The organism is Stenotrophomonas indicatrix, assembly GCF_002750975.1.
In the GTDB taxonomy this organism is placed as follows: Bacteria; Pseudomonadota; Gammaproteobacteria; order Xanthomonadales; family Xanthomonadaceae; genus Stenotrophomonas; species Stenotrophomonas indicatrix.
In genome coordinates this window covers 2,582,793-2,604,474 of sequence record NZ_PEJS01000001.1, presented here as the reverse complement: position 1 = coordinate 2,604,474, position 21,682 = coordinate 2,582,793, and the positions used below count along the sequence as shown (strand labels likewise).

Here is a 21,682-nt window from a genome sequence, read left to right as displayed (position 1 = left end):
ACCGGTGGTGCGCGTGGGTAGCGCCGGGCCATGCCCGGCGAGCGCAGCGGTGCGTGTACGTTACGGGAACTGCAGCTCAACCACACCGTCATGCGGCAGGCTGACCTTGACCGGGGCGGTCTGCAGGTCGTCTTCGCTGCGGTTGGCGCTGCCGCTGCGCGAAATGCGCGCCAGTACTTCCACTTCGCGATGTGCCGACAACGGTGCCGTCGGCATCGGGCTGTCGCCGTCGCCGAGGCCGACCGTTGCAGGGAAGCCGGCCAGCGGCAGCTTGCGTGCAGCCACCGGCATCGGCGGGCCGCCCACCGCGCGCGCCAGCACGAAGACCTGGGTGCTGGCAGGCCAGTCACCCGCTTTCAACGATGCGGGCAGCTGCACACGTACCTGCAGCAGCGCGGGGGCGGCGGCCGGTGCGTGCGACGGCTGGCCGGCAGCCTCGCGGGCGATGGCGATCTGCGCCTGCAGCGCCTGTGCGGCACCCGGCTCCAGGCGTGGCAGCAGCGTGCTCCAGAGTTCGGCGGCCTCGGCATTGCGGCCCCGCTGGCGCAGGGCAATGCCAAGCAGCCAGCTTGCGCGTTCGGCGTCGGGCGACAAGGTACGTGCGCGCTGCAGCCATGCCAGCGCGGTGTCATCGAACTGCTTGCCAGGATCGGCCTGGGCGCGTGCCTGCGCGGCCTCGACCAGCACGCCTGGTTCGTCCGGTGCCAGTGCTGCGGCGCGGTTGAAGGCGTCGGCCGCGGCGGCGGCATTGCCAAGCTCGGCCTGCGAACGACCCAGCAGCGCCCAGCCATCGGCGCGTTGCGGGTCACGCTGCAGCGCCTGCTGCAGCGCCTCTACACCATCACGCAACGTGGCGACCGAAGGCGCAGGCTGCACCTGTGCGGCGCGGGGATTGCCGACCAGCAGATACAGGCAGGCACCGGCCACGCCCAGTGCCACCACCCCCAGCACGAAGCTGCGACGGCCATGCTGGCGCAGCGGCCACAGCACCACGGCCGCCAACAGCGCAGCGGCCACTGCGGCGACCATCGGCAACCAGTGCGTCACCAGTCCTCTCCCTCGGTTGGGTCCGCTGCAGCGGATGCATCCATCTGCCGACTACGGCGACGGACGATGCCCATCACCACCAGCGCGCCGCCACCCAGTACCAGCAGCGGGCCGCCCCACAGCAGCCAGGTGCCCGGTTGCAGTGGCGGTTGATAGAGCACGAACTCGCCATAGCGGGCGACCAGGAACTGCTTGATGGCCGCATCGTCGAGGCCCTGCTGCATCAACTGCAGCACTTCACGGCGCAGGTCCTGCGCGATCTGCGCGTTGGAATCGGCCAGTGACTGGTTCTGGCACTGCACGCAGCGCAACTGCGCAGCCAGGTCGTGGAAGCGCGTCTCCTCGGCTGCATCGCGGAACATCAGCGGCCGCGCATCATGCACCGGTTGTTGGGCGAGGCCGGAGTTTGGCAGCGCCAGGGTCATCGCCAGCAGCAGCGGCAGCAGCCAGCGCATGCGCTTACGGCGAGGCGTGCAGGGTATTGCCAGCATCGCCCTGGGCCTTTTCAAGCTTTTCCAGCGCCGGAATCAACTTCTCATCGACCACCTGCTGGGTCATCGCGCCGCTGTACTTCCAGCGCACGATGCCACTGCCGTCGACCAGGAAGGTCTCCGGTGCTGCCGTCACACCCCAGTCGATGGCGGTGCGGCCTTCGATGTCGCTCAGCACGACCATGAACGGGTTGCCCAGCTGTTCCAGCCAGTGCAGCGCGTCGGTCGGTTCATCCTTCCAGTTGTAGCCGATCACGCGTACGCGCTTGCTCTCGGCGAAGCGGGTCAGCACCGGATGTTCTTCACGGCAGGCCGCGCACCAGCTGCCCCAGACGTTGAGCAGGTACGGCGCGCCACGCAGCTCCTCGCTGCGCACGATCATCTGCGGGTCATGCAGCACCGGCAGCGCAAACGCCGGCGCCGGCTTGTCGATCAATGCCGAGGGCAGCACGTCGCGCTGCGGATCGCCCGATTTCATCACCCCGTAGATCATCAGGCCAAGCAGGCCGAAGAAGAACAGGACGCCGATCACGATGGCTACCGGCGGCAGCGGACGGGAAGGGCGTGGGGCGGGTGACTCGGACATGGGGGACTCCTACGGACGACGAAAGCGGCGATCGGCAGCGGTGATGAATCCGCCCAGGGCCATCAACAGCGCGCCCAGCCAGATCCAGCGCACGAAGGGCTTGATGTGCACCCGTACCGCCCATGCATTGTTGCCCAGCGGCTCGCCCAATGCCACGTAGACATCACCGCTGAGTCGTGCATCGATGCCTGCTTCGGTCATCACCTGGCCGCCGCTGGCGTACTGGCGCTTCTCTGGATGCAGCAGGGCCAGCTCGCGACCGTCGCGCAGCACCCGCAGATGGCCGCGATCAGCGATGAAATTGGGGCCTTCGCGGTGGTCCACGCCCTCGAAGCGCACTTCGTGCCCGGCGACCACCACCTGCTGGCCCGGCGACAGCGCCACTTCGCGCTGCACGTTCAATGCTTCCACCAGCAGCGCGCCGGCCAGGAATACCGCGACACCGGCATGGGCGACGATCATGCCAAGCATTTCGGCAGTGAAGCGGCCATTGCCACGCAGGCGCTGCCAGACGAACCGGGCGGTGCCCAGCCCAACCCAGGCCGCAGCCGCAACGCCGATGCCGGCCTTCCAGCCATTCTGCGGCGCCTGCCACCAGGCCCAGGCGCCAAGCAGCACAGCCAGCCCCGCCCATGGCAACAGCAATGCCAGTGCGCGCGAGGGTTGGTCGCGCTGCCACTTCACCAGCGGACCGAACGGCAGCAGCATCACCATCGGTGCCATCAGCAGCAGGAACAGGCTGCCGAAGTACGGTGGGCCCACCGAGATCTTGCCCAGCGACAGCGCATCGGCCAGCAGTGGGTAGAGGGTGCCGAGCAGGACCATCGCGCAGGCGCTGGCCAGCAGCAGGTTGTTGGCCAGCAGCAGGGTTTCCCGCGAGGTCGCGGTGAAGCCACGGCGCGGATCACCGGCATCCACGGCCAGCCGTGGCGCACGCAGCGCATACAGCAGCAGGCTGCCCCCCACCAGCACCGACAGGAAGATCAGGATGAACAGCCCACGCGAGGGATCGGCCGCGAACGAATGCACGCTGGTCAGCACGCCGGAGCGGACCAGGAAGGTGCCCAGCAGCGACAGCGCGAACGCCGCGATGGCCAGTAGCAGCGTCCAGCTGCCGAAGGTGCCACGCTTTTCGGTGACCGCCTGCGAATGGATCAGCGCCGCGCCGACCAGCCAGGGCATGAAGCTTGCGTTCTCGACCGGGTCCCAGAACCACCAGCCGCCCCAGCCCAGCTCGTAGTACGCCCACCAGCTGCCCAGTGCGATGCCCAGCGTGAGGAAGCCCCAGGCTACATTGGTCCAGGGCCGCGTCCAGCGTTGCCAGCGTGCATCGACGCGGCCTTCCAGCAGTGCCGCCACGGCGAAGGCGAACGGCACCGCGAAGCCGACGTAGCCCAGGTACAGCATCGGCGGATGGATGATCAGCCCCGGATCCTGCAGCAACGGGTTGAGGTCACGGCCTTCCAGTGGCGCCGGGTTCAAGCGCAGGAACGGATTGGAGGTGAAGATCAGGAAGGCGAGGAAGCCGACGCTGACCACGCCCATCACCGCCAGCACGCGCGCCTGTACCGGTGCCGGCAGGTGGCGCGAAAACAGCGCCACTGCACCGGTCCACAGCGCCAGCACCAGCGCCCACATCAGCAGCGAGCCTTCGTGCGCCCCCCACACCGCCGAATAGCGGTAGATCAACGGCAGCAGCGAATTGGAATTCTCGGCGACGTAGCGCACCGAGAAATCCTGTTGCACGAAGGCCGCCGTCAGTACGGCGAAGGCGCCGGCCAGCAGCACCAGCTGGGCAAAGGCCGCCGGGCGGGCAACGGCCATCCATGCGTCATTGCCGCGCTGCGCGCCCACCAGCGGCAGCACCGCCTGCAGCAGCGAGGCCAGCAGCGCGCACAGCAGGAGGATCTGACCGAATTCGGGAAGCACTCAGCGCACCTCGGGCGCCGTGACCGGCACATCGTGCTTGCGATGCGCATCGCCCATCTTGTCGGCCACTTCCTTGGGCACGTAGTTCTCATCGTGCTTGGCCAGCACCTCGTCGGCGACGAAGGTACCGTCCTGCAGGCGACCGCTGGCGACCACGGCGGTCCCCTCGCGGAACATGTCCGGCAGGATGCGGTCGGTACTGACCGGGAGCGTCGCATCGCCGTCGGTGACCACGAAGTGGGCCTGCAGCGAGCCGCTGGGTCGATCGAAGGACCCCTTCACCACCATGCCGCCCAGGCGGAAGCGGGACTGCGCATCCACGTCCCCGCGCAGCACTTCCGAAGGCGTGTACAGGTAGGCGATGTTGCGCTGCAGGGCGAAGGCCACCAGCGTGGTGGCCAGCCCGGAGGCCAGCAACAGCAGGAGCACCCAGATCATGCGGCGTCGCTGTACCGGCGTCATCGGCTGAGCTCGGTGGCAAGCGGCGCCGGTGCCGACGCGTTGCCACGCGCCTGCAGCCGCTGCTGGCGGCGTTGCGCCAGCTGTCGGGCGCTGCGCAGGCGCAGCCACGAGCCCAGCGCATCGCAGGCCAGCACCAGCAGGAACACCGCGAAGGCGGCGATGAGGTAGGGCAGGTGGGTCATCGCCGTGCCTCCCCATCCGCGGTGCCGAAGCGCTCGCCGATCCAGGCCTTGCCGGCCTCGCGCGCGATGTTGTCGGCACGCGCCTTGGCCAGCAGCGAGCCGACGAACCACAGCTTGGTGGCGACCACCATCCACCACAGCGGGGCGATCAGTTCCGGCCGCACGGCGTTCTCGCCGAACACGTTGATCGACTGGCGCTGGTGCAGCGCGCCCCACCAGTCCACCGAGTAGCGGATGATCGGCAGCAGGCCCACGCCGACGATGGCCAGCAGGCCGGCCGCGCGTGCGGCACTGCGGCGGTCTTCGATGGCGTGGTACAGGCCGATCACGCCCAGGTACAGGAACAGCAGGATCAGCTCGCTGGTCATGCGCGGGTCCCAGTCCCACCAGGTGCCCCAGGTGCCCTTGCCCCAGATGCTGCCGGTCAGCAGGGTGATCAGGGTGAAGCCAGCGCCCATCGGCGCACAGGCCATCGCCAGGATCTCGCAGATCTTGATGCGCCAGATCAGCGCGATGGCGGCGTAGGCGGCCATCAGCGCAAACACGAACAGGCTCATCCACGCACTGGGTACATGGATGTAGATGATGCGGAAGGCGTCGTGCTGGTTCTGTTCCGGCGGTGCCACGAACAGGCCCTGCCACAGGCCGATCAGCAGCACCGGAACCGCCGCGGCGTAGAACACGCGGGACCAGCGTGCGGCGAAACGATCGAAGGTCGGGGGCGAACCGAGTTGATGGAACCAGCGGACGATCGGATTCATGCGTGGCGGCTATCCAGCAGGGGTGGATTGGCTCTCAGCTCGGTCAACTCAGAGAAATACGGATCGCAGCAGCGGTGGCCAGCGGTGCCAGCACCAGGGCGATCACCAGTCCAGCGCCCAGCATCAGCAGCGCACCGACCGGATCCTGCCCGCGGCTGGCTGCCGCCAGGCTGCCGGCACCGAAGACAAGCACCGGAACGTACAACGGCAACGACAGCAACGCCACGAGAATACCAGAGCGCCGGATGCCGACGGTCAGTGCAGCGACCACGCCACCGATCAGGCTCAACAACGGTGTTCCCAGCAGCAACGATGCCAGCAACATCGGCAGCTGGTCATGCGGCAGATGCAGCATTTCCGCCAGCAACGGGCTCAGCAGGATCAGTGGCAGGGCGGTGGTCGCCCAATGCAGCAGCACCCGCACCAGCACCAGCCACGCCAGTGGCACCGGCGCCAGCAGCCATTGTTCAAGCGAACCGTCTTCGGCGTCGGAGCGGAACAGCGAATCCAGCGCCAGCTGCCCGGCCAGCAGTACCGCCAACCACAGCACCGCACCGGCGGTGGCGGCCAGCGGCTGCGGGTCCCGGCCCTGGGCCAGTGCGAACAGCACTACCACCAGCAGGGCGAACAGCACCGGCTGCAGGGCATCGCCGCGACGCCGCCAGAGCAGGCGCAGGTCGCGCGCAATCAGCGCGCGGGCGGTCTGCCACAGGCCCGGTTCGGTGCCTGGCGCGATCATGCTTCACCCCCCAGATCGAGCTGGCGGGTGCGTACCGGCGGGGCGGCATAGGCGCCATGCGTGGTGACCAGGGCGGCGCCGCCACTGCGCAGGTGTGCGGAAATCATCCGGTTGACCAGGTTGATGCCTTCCAGGTCGAGGTTGGCATAGGGTTCGTCGAGCAGCCACAGCGGTGCCGGCGACAACCAGATGCGGGCCAGCGCAAGCCGCCGCTTCTGTCCGGCCGACAGGTGCCGCACCAGGGTGTCCTCGTAGCCGGCCAGGCCGACGATGGCCAGCGCATTGCCCGGCATCTGCCGTGCGCGGCGGCCGTGCAGGCCGCAGAGGAAATGCAGGTTCTCCAGCGTGTCCAGGTCCGGCTTCAGCGCCGGCAGGTGGCTGAGGTAGGCGACATAGCGCGCACGCTCGGCATTGCTGGCCGGCCTGCCGTCGATCAGCACCTGGCCCGCGCCCGGGCGCGCCAGGCCCGACAGCACGCGCAGCAGGGTGGTCTTGCCGGCACCGTTGCCGCCCTGCACCAGCAGCGCCTCGCCGGCATCCACGTGGAAGTCCAGCGGGCCGAACACCGGCTCGTCATTGCGGGAGAAGCTCAGGCCGCTGGCGGCCAGCAATGCAGGGGTGTTCAAGGCGCAGGGGTCTTCATGCGGGAGTGCGGCAGCAATTGTAGCGGTGAATGTGACCCGGTAGCGCCGGGCCATGCCCGGCGAGCGCGCAGCGCGGCTTGCCATCGGTGCGGCATGTGCAAAGAGCCGCCGGGTATGACCCGGCGCTACCGTCGGCGCCGCAGGCCGGGTCGGGATTTCGTACACTTCCAGCCCTTGTTTCCCCACAGCCCAGGCCGATGCAACCGAACACCAAGCTGCCCAAGGTCGGTACCACGATCTTCACCGTGATGTCCCAGCTCGCCGCCGAACACGGCGCGGTCAACCTCGGCCAGGGGTTCCCGGATTTCTCCGCGCCGCAGCGCCTGATCGACGAGACCAGCAAGGCGATGGCCGCGGGCCTGAACCAGTACCCGCCGATGACCGGCGTGGCACCGCTGCGCCAGGCCATCGCGCAGAAGTCGCTGGACCTGTACGGCGCGACGATCGATCCGGACACCGAGATCACCGTCACCAGCGGCGCCACCGAGGCGATCTTCAACGCCATCCACGCCGTGGTGCGTGCCGGCGAGGAAGTGATCGTGCTCGACCCGGCCTACGACTGCTATGAGCCGGCGATCGAACTGGCCGGCGCCACCGCCGTGCACGTGCCGCTGGACCCGCAGACCTTCGCGGTGGACTGGGACCGCGTGCGCGCGGCGATCACCCCGCGCACCCGCCTGCTGATGGTCAACACCCCGCACAACCCGTCCGGCGCGATGCTGGACGAGGCCGACATGCAGGCGCTGGCCGATGTGCTGCGCGGCACGCAGATCTACCTGATTTCCGATGAGGTGTACGAGCACATCATCTACGACGGCCGTCGCCACGAATCGGCGCTGCGCTACCCGGAACTGCGCGAGCGCACCTTCGTCATCTCCAGCTTCGGCAAGACCTATCACTGCACCGGCTGGAAGATCGGCTATGCGGTGGCGCCGGCGGCGATGACCGCCGAGTTCCGCAAGGTGCACCAGTACAACACCTTCACCAGCTTCGGCCCGGCGCAGTACGGTTTCGCTGCGATGATCCGCGACGAGCCGCAGCATCATCTGGAACTGGGCGCGTTCTATGAAGCCAAGCGCGACCGTTTCCGCGAGCAGCTGGCCGGTACCCGCCTGAAGGCGCTGCCGGTGCCGGGCGGCTACTTCCAGCTGGTCGACTATTCGGCCATCAGTGACCTGCCGGACCATGAGTTCGTGAAGTGGCTGACCATCGAGAAGGGCGTCACCGCCATTCCGCTGTCGCCGTTCTACGAAACCGCGCCGGTCGGCCAGCGCCTGGTGCGGCTGTGCTTCGCCAAGAACGAGGCCACCCTGGACGCGGCGATCGAACGCCTGCGCCTGCTGTGAGCGGAGGAGACAGCATGCAGGACCTGCGCATTTCCCTCGTCCAGGGCGACACCCGCTGGCACGACCCGGCCGGCAATCGCGCTTACTACGGTGCGCTGCTGGCGCCGCTGGCCGGCACCACCGATCTGGTGATCCTGCCGGAAACCTTCACCAGTGGCTTTTCAAACGAAGCCATCGCACAGGCCGAAGGCATGGACGGCCCGACCGTGGCGTGGGTGCGCGCGCAGGCCAAAGCCTTGAATGCGGCAGTGATCGGCAGCGTACAGCTGCGCGATGGCGAGGGCGTTTACAACCGCCTGCTGTTCGCCACCCCCGATGGTGGCCTGCAGTACTACGACAAGCGCCACCTGTTCCGTTACGGCGGCGAGCACGAGCGCTATGCCGCCGGCCGCGACCGGTTGTGCGTGGAATGGAAGGGCTGGCGGATCAATCCGCAGGTCTGCTACGACCTGCGTTTCCCGGTGTTCTGCCGTAACCGCTACAACGTCGAGCGTGCCGGCCAGCTGGACTTCGACCTGCAGATCTTCGTCGCCAACTGGCCTTCTGCGCGCGCCTATGCGTGGAAGACCCTGCTGCGCGCGCGGGCGATCGAGAACCTGTGTTTCGTCGCTGCGGTCAACCGCGTAGGCGTGGATGGCAACCAGCTGCATTACGCTGGCGACAGCGCGGTCATCGACTTCCTCGGCCAGCCGCAGGTGGAGATCCGCGAGCGCGAGCAGGTGGTGACCACCACCATCTCCGCCGAAGCACTGGCCTCGCATCGTGCACGCTTCCCGGCCATGCTCGATGCCGATGCCTTCCATCTGGATGTGCAGGCCTGATACGGCGGCTGAACGCTTCCCGCCCCACCGCGCGCGCCTGCATCCAACGTGCACGCGCGCGCTGCTAGATTCGCCCACATTCCGACCGATGTGGATGTTCTGCCGATGAATACCAAGCCGTTTGCCCTGCTGCTGGCGCTCGCCGCAGCGTCCCTGGCCCCGACCGCGCAGGCCGGTGGCAACCTTGACTGCCAGCTGCGCTACAACCTGTCCGGCTGGTCACTGATCTACAAGACCGCCTCGGGCAACGGCACCATCCACTGCACCAACGGTTCCAGCATGCCGGTGCGGATCCAGCTGAAGGGCGGCGGCCTGACCGTTGGCAAGTCGAAGATCACCGATGGCCGTGGCAGCTTCACCGGCGCCAGCAGCGTCGGCGAGCTGCTGGGCACCTACGCCTCGGTCGGCGCGCATGCCGGTGCGGTGAAGTCCAGCAACGCGCAGGTGATGACCAAGGGCGATATCTCGCTGGCCCTGTCCGGTACCGGCAAGGGCTGGGACCTGGGTGTGGACGGCGCGGCGTTCACCATCAGCCGGCGTTGAGTCGGGAGGGCTCCCCGGCTTCCCAGCTGATGCGGATGTAGTGCTGCTCGGCGTCGCTGGGCAGCCGTTCGACACTGAAGCGGTTCTGCAGCAGCTGCTCGACGACGCCGTCGACGAGGCGCTCGCTGGCCAGCGCCTTGTTGAAGCCGAACACGATGTAACGGCGGCCGTTTTCCGAGCCGACCTGGATCGATTTGTCCAGATCCCTGTAGTACTGCTCGATCGGTCGAATGGCGGCGTCAGCGTTTGCGCGGGCCTGTTCTGCGGTGATGGTGATCATCGGCATCTGCGTGGTTGCGGAGTACACGCACCATAGCCAGCGCTGCCGCGCGGTTTCCGGCAGTGGCGCACAGTGCAGGGCGTTTGCAGCAATTCCTAGGCCAGCGCGCTCCGCGGACGCAGCAACCACAGCGCCAGCAGTGCACAGGCGATGATGGATGGCGCCAGCATCTGCAGTGCGCCGACAACGGCCATCGCCGCGCCGATCAGCAGGTAGTAGAGCAGGCCGAACAGGGCGCCGGCACTGCCCAGGCAGTGTGCATAGCCGCGTAGTGCCTGCCCGAGCACATTGGGGATGGCCAGGCCGAATCCCGCCACGACCGGCAGCATCGCCACCACCATGACCGGTTGCCCGCGCAGCAGCGCGGCCAGGACACCACCGGCCAGTACCAGCGATGCCGCGATGCGGATGCGCGTCAACGCAGGGACGCCGGCACGCAACAGGCGGCCATTGGCCCAGGCGCCCAACGCCGAACCCAGCGCCAGCACCGCACCGCTGGCGCCGAACCAGCTGGCGGGCCAGTGCAGGCGTGCGAACACGAACGGCCCCAGCGCGTACCAGCTGTACATGGCCACGTTGAAGGCCATGACCAGCAGCGCGTGCGACCAGATCCAACGGTCGCCCAGCAGTTGCCGCAGCAGGGGCCGCAGCGGTACGGGCGTGATCTGCGCGGGCTGGCTTTCACGCAGCCCGGTCGTGCAGCCCAGCATCAGCAATGCAGCGATCAGCAGCAGGCCGGCCTGCACGCCGGCATAGCCATCGGCAGCGACCAGCAGCGAGCCCAGTGCCAGCCCGATCGCCGGGCTCAGCGCCAGCGCCATGCCAATCCAGGAGAACGCCTGCGCCAGCGCGGGCCCTTCAAGGTGGTCGCGCAGCACGGTCTGCGTCACCACCGAGGCGGCGGCGGCGCCCAGGGCGGCCAGCATCTGCGCAGCCAGCACCTGGCCGAACGTGCCGGCCGCCAATCCGCCCAGTGCCGCCAGCACGAAAACGCACAGGCCACCCAGCAGGGCGGGGCGACGGCCAACGCGGTCGGCCAGCCTTCCCCACAGCAGGACGCCCAGCGCGAACCCCAGCAGGTACAGGCTCATCGCCTGGCTGGCAGCGCTGGCCGGCAGGGTGAAGCGTTGCGCCAGATCCGCCAGCGCCGGGCTGTACAGGGTCTGCGCCAGCTGCGGAAACATCAGCAGCGCAATGGTGAGGGACAGCAGGCGAGGTGACATCGGCGCGCTCCGGAAACAGGGGCGCGCATTGTCGTGGCCGTGCTGATGGCGCACTCTAGTGATTACGACAGTAGATGGATGAAATCGGACATGGCATGGCTGCAGCCCCACGCTCGCTTCGATGCCGATGCCTGGAGCGCCCCGGTGATCGGTATCGCTGCCACGCTGGCCGAGCATGACTCCGGTTGGCACCAGCACGCACGTTCGCAACTGCTGTACACGCGCGCCGGTTGCACGCGGCTGACGTTCGGCGATCGCATCAGCCTGTTGCCGCCATCGCGCGCGGCGTGGATTCCGGGTGGTCTGCTGCACCGCGCGCAGATGCGACAGGCCGTGGACTATCGGTCGCTGTACTTCGATGCCACGCTGTCGGCGCAGTTGCCGCAGCAGCCAGCAATCATTGGTGTCGGTCCCCTGCTGCAGGCGCTGCTGGAGCCGATCGCGCAGGCGCCGTTCGCACATGACTGGCAAGCGCCGCGAGCGGGGCATCAACTGGCGCTGTGCGTGCTTGAGATTGCCGCTGCGCCGGTGGAGCCGATGGAGCTGCCATTGCCGCGCGACCCGCGCATCGCCCGCTGCCTGCCGGTGGCCGAGCAGCTGCCGCCCGAACTGGGCGAGCTGGCCCAGCGCAGCGGACTGAGCGTGCGTACGATCGGGCGCCTGATGCAACGCGATACCGGCATGGGCTACCAGGCGTGGCGCCAGCAATGGCGGTTGATGCGGGCCATGGAACTGCTGCTGCTCGGCCATCGTGTCGCGCACGTGGCGCTGGAACTTGGATTCTCGGCAGAGAGTCCGTTCATCGCCTTCTTCCGCAGCATGGTCGCGACCACGCCTGCGGCGTTCCAGCGCGCCGAAAGCGCTCGAGCGGCAGGGTGAGCGTGGAGTGGTCGCGGCCGAACGCGGGGAAGCGGGCGCACGGGCCCGGCTTCCGTCGCCGTGTCTATTGCTGGGCCATCAGCCAGGCCAATGTACCGCGATGTGGTTCGGGCACGGTGCTGGACGCGGCATCAAGCAGCATCAGCGATGCCCAGCAGACGTCGGCAGCTGGTGCGGTGTCCATCCGCGGCAGTACTGCCATGGCCCGCGCGCGCGTGCTTTCGTCAGCCATCGAGGCGAGCAGGGCCTCGGTCGCCTCGGCAATCTGCTGTTCAGTGGCAGGGGTTGCGGGTCGCTGTTCGAGCTCGGCGAGGCTGGCCTGGTAGCTCATCTCGAACCAGAAATCGATGTCCTGCGACGGTCGCTTCTCCAGTTCGTTGAACAAGGTCCTGCCTACCTGCGCAATGTCCGACGCCGTGGTGGCGCGGGCGATCAGTGCGCATTTCTCTACCGGCATTCCGCGCAGCATTGCGGCCAGCAGCTGCGCACGCCGCTCCAGCATGGGGCGGGGCAGGCGGCCGATGCCATCCAGTGCAAGCTGTGCACCGGCGACAGCAGCCTTGTCCTTGCTGCCGGCCTGCTTGATGCGGGTGAGATAGCGCTCATCGACAATCAGCCGACGCAGCATGCGGTCGGCCGGATCGTGCAGGGCCGAAGATTTCGGCCAGGGATTCTGCGTGGCGGCGATTTCCTGCTTGAGCCGGTCGGCAGCGCGTTCGCAGCCGCCGACCAGCAACAGAGCCACCAGCACGGCGCCGATGCGGGCGCCGAGGGACAACATCCGTGTCATCGCTGTGTCCTTCATTGAAGGTGGAGATCAGCCGCCGCGCGGGCCGCTGCGACGCGGGCCACCCGGGCCGCGGTTGCCACCCGGGCCGCCGGGACCACGGTTGCCGCCGGGGCCACCCGGGCCGCGATTGCCGCCCGGACCACCCGGACCACGGTTGCCGCCCGGACGTGCATTCGCATTGCCGCCCGGACGACCGTTGCCGGCCGGACGCGAGCTGCCGTACGGACTGAAGCCCGGATTGGCGTGGTCGGACGGGAAGCTGGGGGCATTGCCCGGATGGCCGTACGGGTGCTTGTTGCCCTGGCCCTGCGAGCGGTTGCCCGCACCGGCCGGACGACCCTGGCCGCCTGCGCCACCGGCGCCACCGCGTCCTTCACCACCGTAGCCACCGCGTCCTTCACCACCGTAGCCGCCACGACCCTGGCCGCCACCGGCGCCTGCGCCCGGACCCTTCGGCTTGCCGTACGGACGGCCCTGGCCGCCTGCACCTGCGCCCGGACCACGGGCACCCGGGCCACGAGCGCCTGGACCGGCATTGCGATGCCCGCTCGGGCCGGTGCTCACGCCATCCGGCACGTACCAGGTGCGGAATGCGGCCGGGTTGCCTTCCGGCAGCGAGCGGTCGTTCTTCGGCGCGCGCTGCTTGAACGGGCGCTGCGACTGCTTGGCAGCAGCTTCACCGCTGACGGTCAGGCCGCCCTTGAAACCGCCACCGCCCTTGCCGCCGCGACCGCGGCCGCGGTCTTCGCGCACGTTGTCGAAGCGACGCAGTTCGCGACCTTCATCGGCGGTGTTGTGACCATTGACGTAAGCGTTGCCACGGCCACCTTCGCGCACACGCACGGTGGTCTTGGCAGCGCGACGCTGGCCGATCACCGGCTGCAGGGTCAGGGCCGACGGCGCGCCTTCTTCCAGCTTCAGTTCGGCGCGCAGCGCTTCGACCTGGCTGCCCGGCAGTTCGACGGACTGGCCGCGGGCCAGTTCGCGCGGCAGGCTGACCTTGCCGTAGCGGGTGCGCTTGAGGCGGCTGACCTGGCAGCCCTGCGATTCCCACAGGCGGCGCACTTCGCGGTTGCGGCCTTCCTTCACCACGACGCGGAACCAGTCGTGCGAATCGGTGCCGCCGATGCGTTCGATCTCATCGAACTTGGCCGGGCCATCTTCCAGCGCGACACCACGGGTGAGGCGGTCGACGACGGCATCGGGCACCTTGTCCTCGCCTTCCGGGGCACGCACGCGCACCACGTACTCGCGCTCGACCTCGAAAGAGGGGTGCATCATGGCGTTGGCCAGCTCACCGTCGGTGGTCGCCAGCAGCAGGCCGGTGGTGTTGATGTCCAGGCGGCCGACGGCGATCCAGCGGGCACCCTTCAGCGCCGGCAGGGATTCGAACACGGTCGGGCGACCTTCAGGGTCTTCACGCGTGGTCACTTCGCCTTCCGGCTTGTTGTAGACCAGCACGCGCGACGGCTCGGCCAGCGCAGTGGCGACGAAGCCGCGGCCGTCGAGTTCGATCCTGTCGCCGCTCTTGACCGACATGCCGGTCTGGGCGACTTCACCGTTGACCTTGACCAGGCCTTCGGCAATGCGCTGTTCCAGCGCACGACGCGAGCCGAGGCCGGCCTGGGCCAGGACCTTGTGCAGGCGTTCTTCCAGCTTGAACTGTTCGGACGTGGCTTCGCGCTTGAGCGAAAGCTTGTTCAACGAGGGCTTGCGGGGGGTGTCACTCATCAGTTTTGCTCCGGCCGACGGTTTCGAGGTCGGCCTCTGGTTCGGAATCGGCTTGGTCAACAGCCACGGTCGTCTTCGCGACGGCGTTGTCTTCGCGTTCGTTCACTGTCACCGCGCGCTCGCCCGGCGCGGAATCGGGGTGCCCATCATCGGAGGGCGAAGGTGCTTGCTCATCGTCGGCCGCCGCAGGAAATGCGTCGGCAGAATCGGGGGTGTCGCCAGCGGTGGTGCCGGTGTCGTCATTTGCAGCGGCGTCCGGGTCGGCGCTCACGTCCGGGCCGTCGGCACTGGCGGCGAGGGGTGCGTCGCGATCCAGCGCCAGCTGCGGTTCCAGGTCGCCCAGGTCCTTCAGCTCGGACAGCGGCGGCAGTTCGTCCAGGCGTTTCAGCCCGAAGTAGTCCAGGAAGCCCTTGGTGGTGCCGAACAGGGCGGGCTTGCCAGGCACGTCGCGGTGGCCGACCACGCGGATCCACTCGCGCTCTTCCAGTGCCTGGATGATGTTACTGCTGACCGCCACGCCGCGCACCTGCTCGATCTCGCCACGGGTGATCGGCTGCCGGTAGGCGATCAGGGCCAGTGTTTCCAGGGTGGCGCGGGTATAGCGGGTCTTGCGTTCGGTCCACAGCCGGCTGATCCAGCCATGTACTTCGGCGGTCACCTGGTAGCGGAAGCCCGAAGCCACCTCCACCAGTTCCACGCCACGGTCCTGGCAGCCCTCGCGCAGCCGTTCCAGCGCACGTTCGATGCTGCCCGGTGGTGCCGGCTCATCTTCCGGGAACAGGTCCTTCAGCTGGGCCAGGGTGAGCGGCTGGCTGGAGGCCAGCAGCGCACCTTCGACAATGCGGTTGATCAGCGTTTGATCCATCGGCAGTCAGCGCTCACTCGTTTTCATTGGCGGCGTCGTTGTCGTCGAACTCGCTGCTGAACTGCAGCGGGGCATTGGTATTGCCGGCGGCCAGGGACTTCACGTAGATCGGCGCCAGCGGTTCTTCCTGCACCAGGTCCAGCAGCTGTTCCTTGGCCAGTTCCAGCACTGCCAGGAACGTGACCAGCACGCCCAGCTTGCCTTCTTCGGCGGTGAACAGGTTTTCAAAACGATAGAACCTGCCGTCTTCAAGCCGCCCCAGCACTTCACCCATGCGCTGCCGGACACTCAGCGCCTCGCGCTTGATGGCGTGGCCGGTGAACAGCTCGGCGCGCTTGAGCACGTCGTGCAGCGCCATCAGCATTTCCTTCAGGTCCACCGGCGGCGGCAGCTTCACTGCGGCGCGCTCGGGCATGAAGGCATGTGCCACGGTGGTGTCACGGTCCTGCCGGGGCAGGGCGTCGATATCCTCGGCGGCCTGCTTGAAGCGTTCGTACTCCTGCAGCCGTCGCACCAGCTCCGCACGCGGATCGGCTTCCTCTCCCTCCACGCTGGGGGGGCGGGGCAGCAGCATGCGCGACTTCACTTCCGCCAGGATCGCCGCCATCACCAGGTACTCGGCGGCAAGCTCGAAGCGCAGCTCGCGCATCACGGTGATGTATTCCACGTACTGCCGGGTGATCTCGGCCACGGGAATGTCCAGTACGTCCAGGTTCTGTCGGCGGATCAGGTACAGCAGCAGGTCCAGCGGTCCTTCAAAGGCATCCAGGATGACTTCCAGCGCATCCGGCGGGATGTACAGATCCTGCGGAATCTGCAGGACCGGTTGCCCATGCACCACGGCCAGCGGCATTTCCTGCTGCTGGGGGGCGGGCGGCCGGGTTGGCGTGTTCGCGTCGAGCGCGAGTTCGGAAGTCATCTAATGGAGATCAGGATTGCAACGGACCAGTCGCGGTAGCTGACACACCGGGCAACTGCCACGGACCGCCAGGACACCAGGCGCGCCTGTCTCGGCGCGGTTCCACACATCAAACAACAGGGCGCTCCGCAGGACACGGCAGCGACAGGACTACGGGGAGGTCGTCTACGTGGCCCGGTCGGGTGGACCGGTTCGAAGCAGCGGGTCGGTCGTCGGGGGCTGCGTTTGGCCGCAAAAACCGACGGGCTGCTGCATCCAGCCACGTGCAATGGTCCCTAGGGTAAGCCTTTGCCTCGCCAGTGTCCAGCCGAGGCCGGGCAGGCGGCGGGATTGGCTAGAATCGGCCCACCAGCAACGCAAGCGAGGAAATGCCGGTGTGGTATGTGATTGAAGGATATGACGGCCAGGATGTGCTGGCCCAGCGGCTGCAGGCGCGGCCCGAGCACCTGGCGCGGCTGACCGCGTTGCGCGATGAAGGCCGCCTGCTTCTGGCCGGGCCGTGTCCGGCGATCGACAGCGAAGACCCGGGCCCGGCAGGGTTCAGTGGCTCGGTGGTGATTGCCGGCTTCGACTCGTTGCAGCAGGCCAAGGCCTGGGCCGATGCCGATCCCTATGTTGCCGCAGGCGTCTATGTGCGGGTGCAGGTGCGACCGTTCCGCAAGGTGCTGCCGTGAACGCGGAACGGATCGAGCAGATTCGTGATGCGCTGCAGCAAGCGCTGTCCCCCAGCGTGCTTGAAATCGAAGACGACAGCCATCGCCATGCAGGCCATGCCGGAGCGCGCGATGGTCGCGGCCATTTCAACGTGCACGTGGTCAGTGAGCGCTTCGCGGGAATGGCCCCGCTGGCGCGCCATCGCGCGGTCTACGCGGCCTTGGGCACGTTGATGGAAACCGACATCCACGCGTTGTCCATCCGCGCGCATACCCCGTCAGAACAGGGCTGAGGCCTTGTCCCGCGCTGTCCTGGCAGGTCCGTTGATGGGCCTGCCAGGGACAGGTTTCCGTGTCCGTTTGGGGACATTCGTCTAACGGACTGTTTACAAGCGCAGATGGAAACGCTTACATTCCGCGCCAATGCTGGTAGGTCCAAGCCGTGGAGGGCGGCTTCGTGAACAAGGCAGCCATAACAATCAAAGACGTCGCCCGTGAAGCCAAGGTCTCTGTGGCCACCGTTTCGCGCGCGCTCAACGGGCATGAAAATGTCGCCGAACCGGTCCGCCAGCTTGTGCTGGAGGTGGCCGCACGGCTGCGTTACACCCCGCACGCCGCCGCCCGCAGCCTGAGCAGCCGCCGCACCAATACGGTGGGCGTGGTGCTTCCGGACCTGTACGGCGAATTCTTTTCCGAGTTGATGCGTGGCATCGACAACGTCGCCCGCAGCCGGCGCCAGCACCTGCTGGTGTCGAGCTATCACGGCGACCAGGAGCAGCAGGGTGCAGCCCTGCGTGCCATGCGCGGCCGGGTCGACGGTCTGCTGGTGCTCTCGCCCTATGCCGAGAGCCCCGGGTTCCTGACTGACAACCTGCCGCAGGCATTGCCGACGGTACTCATCAACACCTACCTGCCTGGGCAGGACCATCCGGTGTTGAGCATCGATGACCATGCCGGGGCGATGGCGATGACCCGTCACCTGCTCGATGCTGGCCATCGGCGCATTGCATTCATTTCTGGCCCGGACCTCAACTTCGACGCGCGCGAGCGCCTGCGCGGCTTCCGTGACGCGCTGGCGGCGTTTGGCAGCGGCGCCGAAGGCATCGAGCTGCCCGGTGATTTCGACGAAGCTTCCGGCCATCGCGCCGGTCAGGAGTTGCTGGCAGCCGGCACGCTGCCCGATGCCGTATTCGCCGCCAACGACATGATGGCCCTGGGTTGCCTGTATGCCTTCGCGCAGGCAGGTGTCCATGTCCCGACCGATGTCGCCCTGGCCGGCTTCGATGACATTCCGCTTGCGCGTTTCGTTCACCCGTCGCTGACCACCATGCAGGTCAGCATTGCCGAACTGGGCGATCGGGCGATGTCGCGTTTGTTGCAGTTGATGGACGGCACCTCCACGGAAGGGGCAGGGGACAAGCAGACCCTGGTCCCGCGCCTGATTGTTCGCGATTCCACCACTCCGCCATCCGGCCATTGAAGCCAGAGGCGTTCCTTCTTTTTTGATTGATCGCAGGTGCCGCGCAAGCGGTCACCGCCACCCGGAGATTGAGTTGATGATGCATTCCACTATCCGCACGCCGGCGCGCCGGCTGCTGAGCACCGCACTGGTCAGCTGCCTGATGCTGGCCGCCGCCCCGAACGTCATGGCGCAGTCGGCCAACGCCAGCCTGCGTGGCCAGGTGTCCGGCGCCCAGGCCGGTGCCGAAGTCACCGCCACCAACGTCGCCACCGGCACCGTCCGTCGCGGCACCGTGCGCGCCGACGGCAGCTACTCGCTGATGGGCCTGGATCCGGGCACCTACAACGTGGTCGCCAACGGCCAGACCCAGAAGGTTACCGTCACCGTCGCCTCGACCGCGACGCTGAACTTCAGCGAGGCGGCTGCCGGTGGTACCGGCTCGACCGCCGCCACCAACCTGGACACCGTCAACGTCGTCGCGCCGACCCTGCTGCAGGAAGTGCGTACCTCCGAAGTCGGCAAGACCGTCAGCCTGCAGCAGATCCAGACCACCCCGCAGGTGTCGCGCAACTTCCTGGAGTTCGCCGACGCGGTGCCGGGCCTGATCTTCACCCGTGATGCCAAGGGCAATACCTCGCTGCGCGGCGGTGCCACCAATTCCGACGGTACCAACGTCTACATCGACGGCGTGGGCCAGAAGAGCTACGTCAAGGGCGGCGGCGTGGCCGGCCAGTCCGGCAGCGCCGGCAACCCGTTCCCGCAGTTGGCCATCGGCGAATACAAGGTCATCAGCGGCAACTACAAGGCCGAGTACGGCCAGGTGTCGAGCGCCGCAGTGACCGCTGCCACCAAGTCCGGTACCAATGAATTCAAGGGTGAGGCGTTCTACCGCTACACCGATGAGGACATGCGCGCCAAGACCCCGGCCGAGCGCCAGGGCGGCAAGGACAAGATGGTCTCGGCCGAGAAGGAATACGGCTTCGCCCTGGGCGGCCCGATCATCCAGGACAAGGCCCACTTCTTCGTGACCTACGAAGCCAAGCGCTTCGACCTGCCGGTCACCATTGCGCCGGACGGCGCGGTCACCGGTGCTGCCGGCCTGCTGCCGCCCGCAGGCGCCGCCGGCCTGGGCCCGGCCAGCCAGCCGTTCCAGCAGGATCTGATCTTCGGCAAGATCGACTTCGAGCCGACCGACAACGATCGCATCGAGCTGACCTTCCAGGACCGCGACGAAACCCAGTCGCAGTTCAGTGGCCAGACCTCGCCGGAAGCCGGTCGTGAAGTGGTCAACACCGACCGTCGTTACGCCCTGCGCTGGAACCACAGCGGCGAGCGTTACTACAACGAAATGATGGTCACCCATGAAGATTCGTTCAACAACCCGACCCCGCTGACCTTGGCCAACGGCATCACCTACACCGCACCGGACGGCACCGAAGACCGCACCGTGGTGAAGATCGGTGGCGCATCGGCACTGGATTCGCAGGTGAAGGGCCAGAAGGGCTGGTCGATCGAAGACAACCTGACCCTGGACGGCATCCAGTGGGCCGGCGACCACACCATCAAGATGGGCGTGAAGTACAAGGCGATCGACCTGTACGCCTCCGATGCGGCGCAGATCAACCCGACCTTCACCTACAGCCTGGGCGATCCGGACTTCCCCGATTCCATTCCGTACAAGGCGCAGTTCGTCAAGCCGGTGACCGGCGTGGACGGCGTGTCCGGTGAAGTGCGTTCGAAGTCCAAGCAGTACGGCGTGTTCATCCAGGACGACTGGCAGGTCAACGACCACCTGCAGATCAACCTCGGCCTGCGCTGGGACTACGAAAAGACCCCGTCCTACCTGGACTTCGTCACCCCGCAGGCCGTGGTCGACGCGATCTATTCGCAGGATCCGCGTGCTGCCGCCGGCCAGACCTACGCCGATTCGCTGGCGCTGGGCGGCCTGGACATCAGCGACTACATCAGCAACGGCCACAACCGCAAGGCATTCAAGGATGCATGGCAGCCGCGCCTGGGCTTCTCGTATGACATCAACGCCGACGAGCAGCACGTGATCCACGGTGGTGCCGGCCGTTCGTACGACCGCGACCTGTTCGACAACCTGCAGCTGGAAACCACCAAGCTGGCCCTGCCGCAGCCGACCATCTACTTCCGCAACCCGGCCACCGGCACCTGCATCAACGGCCAGGCCGCCTGCTATGACTGGAACCCGAACCTGCTCAACGGCATCGGCAACCTGCAGAGCCTGGTCGGTGCGACCAGCAATGCCGGCCTGGAAGTGGATCTGCTGAACAACAAGCTGAAGGCTCCGTACTCCGATCAGTTCAGCCTGGGCATGAGCAACCAGATCGGTGACTGGCTGACCGACGCCACCATCGCCCGTACCCTGAGCTACGACGGCTTCGCCTTCACCCTGGGCAACCGTTACCCGACCGGCCAGTTCTTCGATGACCCGCGCCTGTGCGGTGGCACCGAGCCGGGCCTGAGCCAGGCCTGGAGCTGCAACGTGCCGGGCTTCGGCAGCCTGATCATCGGCCAGCAGGGCATCAAGACCCGTGCGACCCAGATCCTGCTGTCGGCGCAGAAGCCGTTCACCCAGGAAAGCGGCTGGGGTACCTCGATCGCCTACACCTGGACGACCGCGCGCCACAACCGCGACATCAACGAGAAGTACGCCTTCGACCGCGGCCTGATCGAGGATTACCCGACCATCCGTTCCAACGGCGCGCCGCGCCACCGCCTGGTGGTCACCGGTTCGTACGCGGGCTTCTGGGGCATCACCTTCGGTGGCAAGATCACCCTGGCTACCCCGACCGCCGTCAATGACTGGTACCCGGTGCCGCAGGCCAGTGGCTACAACCTGCCGACGCCGCAGGCGGCTGTGCCCAACGCCAATGGCAAGTTCCTGGTGGGTGGCAAGATCTTCGGCTACCGTTCGGTCGACCTGCAGGCGACGAAGACGTTCAAGCTGGCGGGCGATACCGAGCTGTACGCGCGTATCGACATCATCAACGTGTTCAACTTCGACAACTTCTCCACCTACAACTACGTCAAGACCAACGGCAAGCTGCAGGCCAGCTACAACGAGACCGGCGACATCATCGGTACTCCGCGTCAGGTCAAGGCCGAAGTGGGCTTCCGCTTCTGATCGCGGGAAGTTGATGCAGTACGGAGCCATCGGTTCGCCGATGGCTCCGGTTTCAACGGCAATGGCCGGCCTCCGGGCCGGTCCATTGCCCACGCCATTGCCGGGCAGGGGGCAATGGCGTGGGCAATGACCGCGGTGTCATCAACCACGTTTTCGTGGTTTTTTAAGACCGCACTTT

Annotated in this window: 23 protein-coding genes; 8 read left to right on the top strand and 15 right to left on the bottom strand. The window is 67.2% G+C overall.

Features of this window, described 5'->3' with window-relative positions; all coding sequences use genetic code 11:
* Positions 1-60: 60 nt before the first annotated feature.
* Genes CR918_RS12105 through ccmA form a run of 9 tightly spaced genes read right to left on the bottom strand, consistent with a single transcriptional unit; the run spans position 61 to position 6,895 of the window.
* The gene (locus tag CR918_RS12105) at positions 61-1,050 is read right to left on the bottom strand and encodes a tetratricopeptide repeat protein (RefSeq protein ID WP_099843075.1); all 990 of its coding nucleotides are present in this window, start codon (positions 1,048-1,050) and stop codon (positions 61-63) included.
* Positions 1,044-1,502 (bottom strand): cytochrome c-type biogenesis protein, encoded by a 459-nt coding sequence (locus tag CR918_RS12100; RefSeq protein WP_025876467.1) that lies wholly within the window; start codon positions 1,500-1,502, stop codon positions 1,044-1,046. The genes CR918_RS12105 and CR918_RS12100 overlap by 7 nt, the downstream gene beginning before the upstream one ends.
* A 4-nt stretch (positions 1,503-1,506) precedes the next feature.
* Entirely contained in the window at positions 1,507-2,124 is a 618-nt protein-coding gene (locus CR918_RS12095; protein ID WP_025876469.1) for a DsbE family thiol:disulfide interchange protein, read from the bottom strand.
* Between the two features lie 9 nt (positions 2,125-2,133).
* Positions 2,134-4,053: a heme lyase CcmF/NrfE family subunit gene (locus CR918_RS12090; RefSeq protein ID WP_099843072.1), complete on the bottom strand. Its 1,920-nt coding sequence runs from the start codon at positions 4,051-4,053 to the stop codon at positions 2,134-2,136.
* Positions 4,054-4,515 carry a cytochrome c maturation protein CcmE gene (gene ccmE, locus CR918_RS12085; RefSeq protein ID WP_099784807.1) on the bottom strand — a complete coding sequence of 154 codons (462 nt, stop codon included), beginning with the start codon at positions 4,513-4,515 and terminating at the stop codon, positions 4,054-4,056.
* Positions 4,512-4,697: a heme exporter protein CcmD gene (ccmD, locus tag CR918_RS12080; RefSeq protein ID WP_025876476.1), complete on the bottom strand. Its 186-nt coding sequence runs from the start codon at positions 4,695-4,697 to the stop codon at positions 4,512-4,514. The genes ccmE and ccmD overlap by 4 nt, the downstream gene beginning before the upstream one ends.
* Positions 4,694-5,458 (bottom strand): heme ABC transporter permease CcmC, encoded by a 765-nt coding sequence (ccmC, locus tag CR918_RS12075; protein ID WP_025876477.1) that lies wholly within the window; start codon positions 5,456-5,458, stop codon positions 4,694-4,696. The genes ccmD and ccmC overlap by 4 nt, the downstream gene beginning before the upstream one ends.
* Positions 5,459-5,501: 43 nt before the next feature.
* Positions 5,502-6,197, bottom strand: coding sequence for a heme exporter protein CcmB (ccmB, locus tag CR918_RS12070; RefSeq protein WP_025876478.1), 696 nt, complete (start codon positions 6,195-6,197; stop codon positions 5,502-5,504).
* Complete coding sequence (gene ccmA / locus CR918_RS12065) at positions 6,194-6,895, bottom strand: heme ABC exporter ATP-binding protein CcmA (protein ID WP_088101762.1); 702 nt, start codon at positions 6,893-6,895, stop codon at positions 6,194-6,196. The genes ccmB and ccmA overlap by 4 nt, the downstream gene beginning before the upstream one ends.
* 143 nt (positions 6,896-7,038) lie before the next feature.
* Here ccmA and CR918_RS12060 point away from each other — a divergent pair, with 143 nt between their 5' ends.
* The 3 genes from CR918_RS12060 to CR918_RS12050 all read left to right on the top strand — a co-directional run bounded on the left by CR918_RS12060 (position 7,039) and on the right by CR918_RS12050 (position 9,551).
* Positions 7,039-8,187, top strand: coding sequence for a pyridoxal phosphate-dependent aminotransferase (locus CR918_RS12060; protein WP_025876480.1), 1,149 nt, complete (start codon positions 7,039-7,041; stop codon positions 8,185-8,187).
* A 14-nt stretch (positions 8,188-8,201) separates the two neighbouring features.
* Complete coding sequence (locus CR918_RS12055) at positions 8,202-9,008, top strand: amidohydrolase (RefSeq protein ID WP_099843070.1); 807 nt, start codon at positions 8,202-8,204, stop codon at positions 9,006-9,008.
* A gap of 105 nt (positions 9,009-9,113) precedes the next feature.
* Positions 9,114-9,551 (top strand): hypothetical protein, encoded by a 438-nt coding sequence (locus tag CR918_RS12050; RefSeq protein WP_025876484.1) that lies wholly within the window; start codon positions 9,114-9,116, stop codon positions 9,549-9,551.
* Here the strand turns inward: CR918_RS12050 and CR918_RS12045 are convergent.
* Both CR918_RS12045 and CR918_RS12040 read right to left on the bottom strand, forming a co-directional pair.
* Positions 9,538-9,831 (bottom strand): hypothetical protein, encoded by a 294-nt coding sequence (locus CR918_RS12045; protein ID WP_088101761.1) that lies wholly within the window; start codon positions 9,829-9,831, stop codon positions 9,538-9,540. The two genes, CR918_RS12050 and CR918_RS12045, sit on opposite strands and share 14 nt — an antisense overlap.
* 95 nt (positions 9,832-9,926) lie before the next feature.
* On the bottom strand, positions 9,927-11,054 hold the full coding sequence (locus CR918_RS12040) for an MFS transporter (protein ID WP_099784799.1): 1,128 nt from the start codon (positions 11,052-11,054) through the stop codon (positions 9,927-9,929).
* 90 nt (positions 11,055-11,144) lie between these two features.
* Between CR918_RS12040 and CR918_RS12035 the strand changes: the two genes are divergently transcribed.
* Entirely contained in the window at positions 11,145-11,933 is a 789-nt protein-coding gene (locus CR918_RS12035) for an AraC family transcriptional regulator (protein ID WP_099843068.1), read from the top strand.
* A 64-nt stretch (positions 11,934-11,997) separates the two neighbouring features.
* Here the strand turns inward: CR918_RS12035 and CR918_RS12030 are convergent, their stop codons facing one another.
* From CR918_RS12030 to CR918_RS12015, 4 genes are read right to left on the bottom strand one after another with little or no spacing between them, the layout of a single operon-like run.
* Complete coding sequence (locus tag CR918_RS12030; RefSeq protein ID WP_133119351.1) at positions 11,998-12,723, bottom strand: hypothetical protein; 726 nt, start codon at positions 12,721-12,723, stop codon at positions 11,998-12,000.
* Positions 12,724-12,750: 27 nt separating this feature from the next.
* Positions 12,751-14,454, bottom strand: coding sequence for a pseudouridine synthase (locus CR918_RS12025; protein WP_099843066.1), 1,704 nt, complete (start codon positions 14,452-14,454; stop codon positions 12,751-12,753).
* Positions 14,447-15,319, bottom strand: a complete 873-nt coding sequence (scpB, locus tag CR918_RS12020; RefSeq protein ID WP_025876496.1) for an SMC-Scp complex subunit ScpB — start codon at positions 15,317-15,319, stop codon at positions 14,447-14,449. Before scpB ends, CR918_RS12025 begins: the two co-directional genes overlap by 8 nt.
* Before the next feature lie 13 nt (positions 15,320-15,332).
* Positions 15,333-16,238 (bottom strand): segregation and condensation protein A, encoded by a 906-nt coding sequence (locus tag CR918_RS12015; protein ID WP_025876498.1) that lies wholly within the window; start codon positions 16,236-16,238, stop codon positions 15,333-15,335.
* A gap of 374 nt (positions 16,239-16,612) precedes the next feature.
* Here CR918_RS12015 and CR918_RS12010 point away from each other — a divergent pair, with 374 nt between their 5' ends.
* The 4 genes from CR918_RS12010 (at position 16,613) to CR918_RS11995 (ending at position 21,504) form a co-directional block, all read left to right on the top strand.
* On the top strand, positions 16,613-16,912 hold the full coding sequence (locus CR918_RS12010; RefSeq protein WP_099844363.1) for a YciI family protein: 300 nt from the start codon (positions 16,613-16,615) through the stop codon (positions 16,910-16,912).
* Positions 16,909-17,184 carry a BolA family protein gene (locus tag CR918_RS12005; protein WP_099843064.1) on the top strand — a complete coding sequence of 92 codons (276 nt, stop codon included), beginning with the start codon at positions 16,909-16,911 and terminating at the stop codon, positions 17,182-17,184. Before CR918_RS12010 ends, CR918_RS12005 begins: the two co-directional genes overlap by 4 nt.
* A 164-nt stretch (positions 17,185-17,348) precedes the next feature.
* Complete coding sequence (locus CR918_RS12000) at positions 17,349-18,371, top strand: LacI family DNA-binding transcriptional regulator (RefSeq protein ID WP_025876505.1); 1,023 nt, start codon at positions 17,349-17,351, stop codon at positions 18,369-18,371.
* A gap of 76 nt (positions 18,372-18,447) precedes the next feature.
* Positions 18,448-21,504, top strand: a complete 3,057-nt coding sequence (locus CR918_RS11995) for a TonB-dependent receptor (RefSeq protein WP_059064656.1) — start codon at positions 18,448-18,450, stop codon at positions 21,502-21,504.
* Positions 21,505-21,682: the final 178 nt, after the last annotated feature.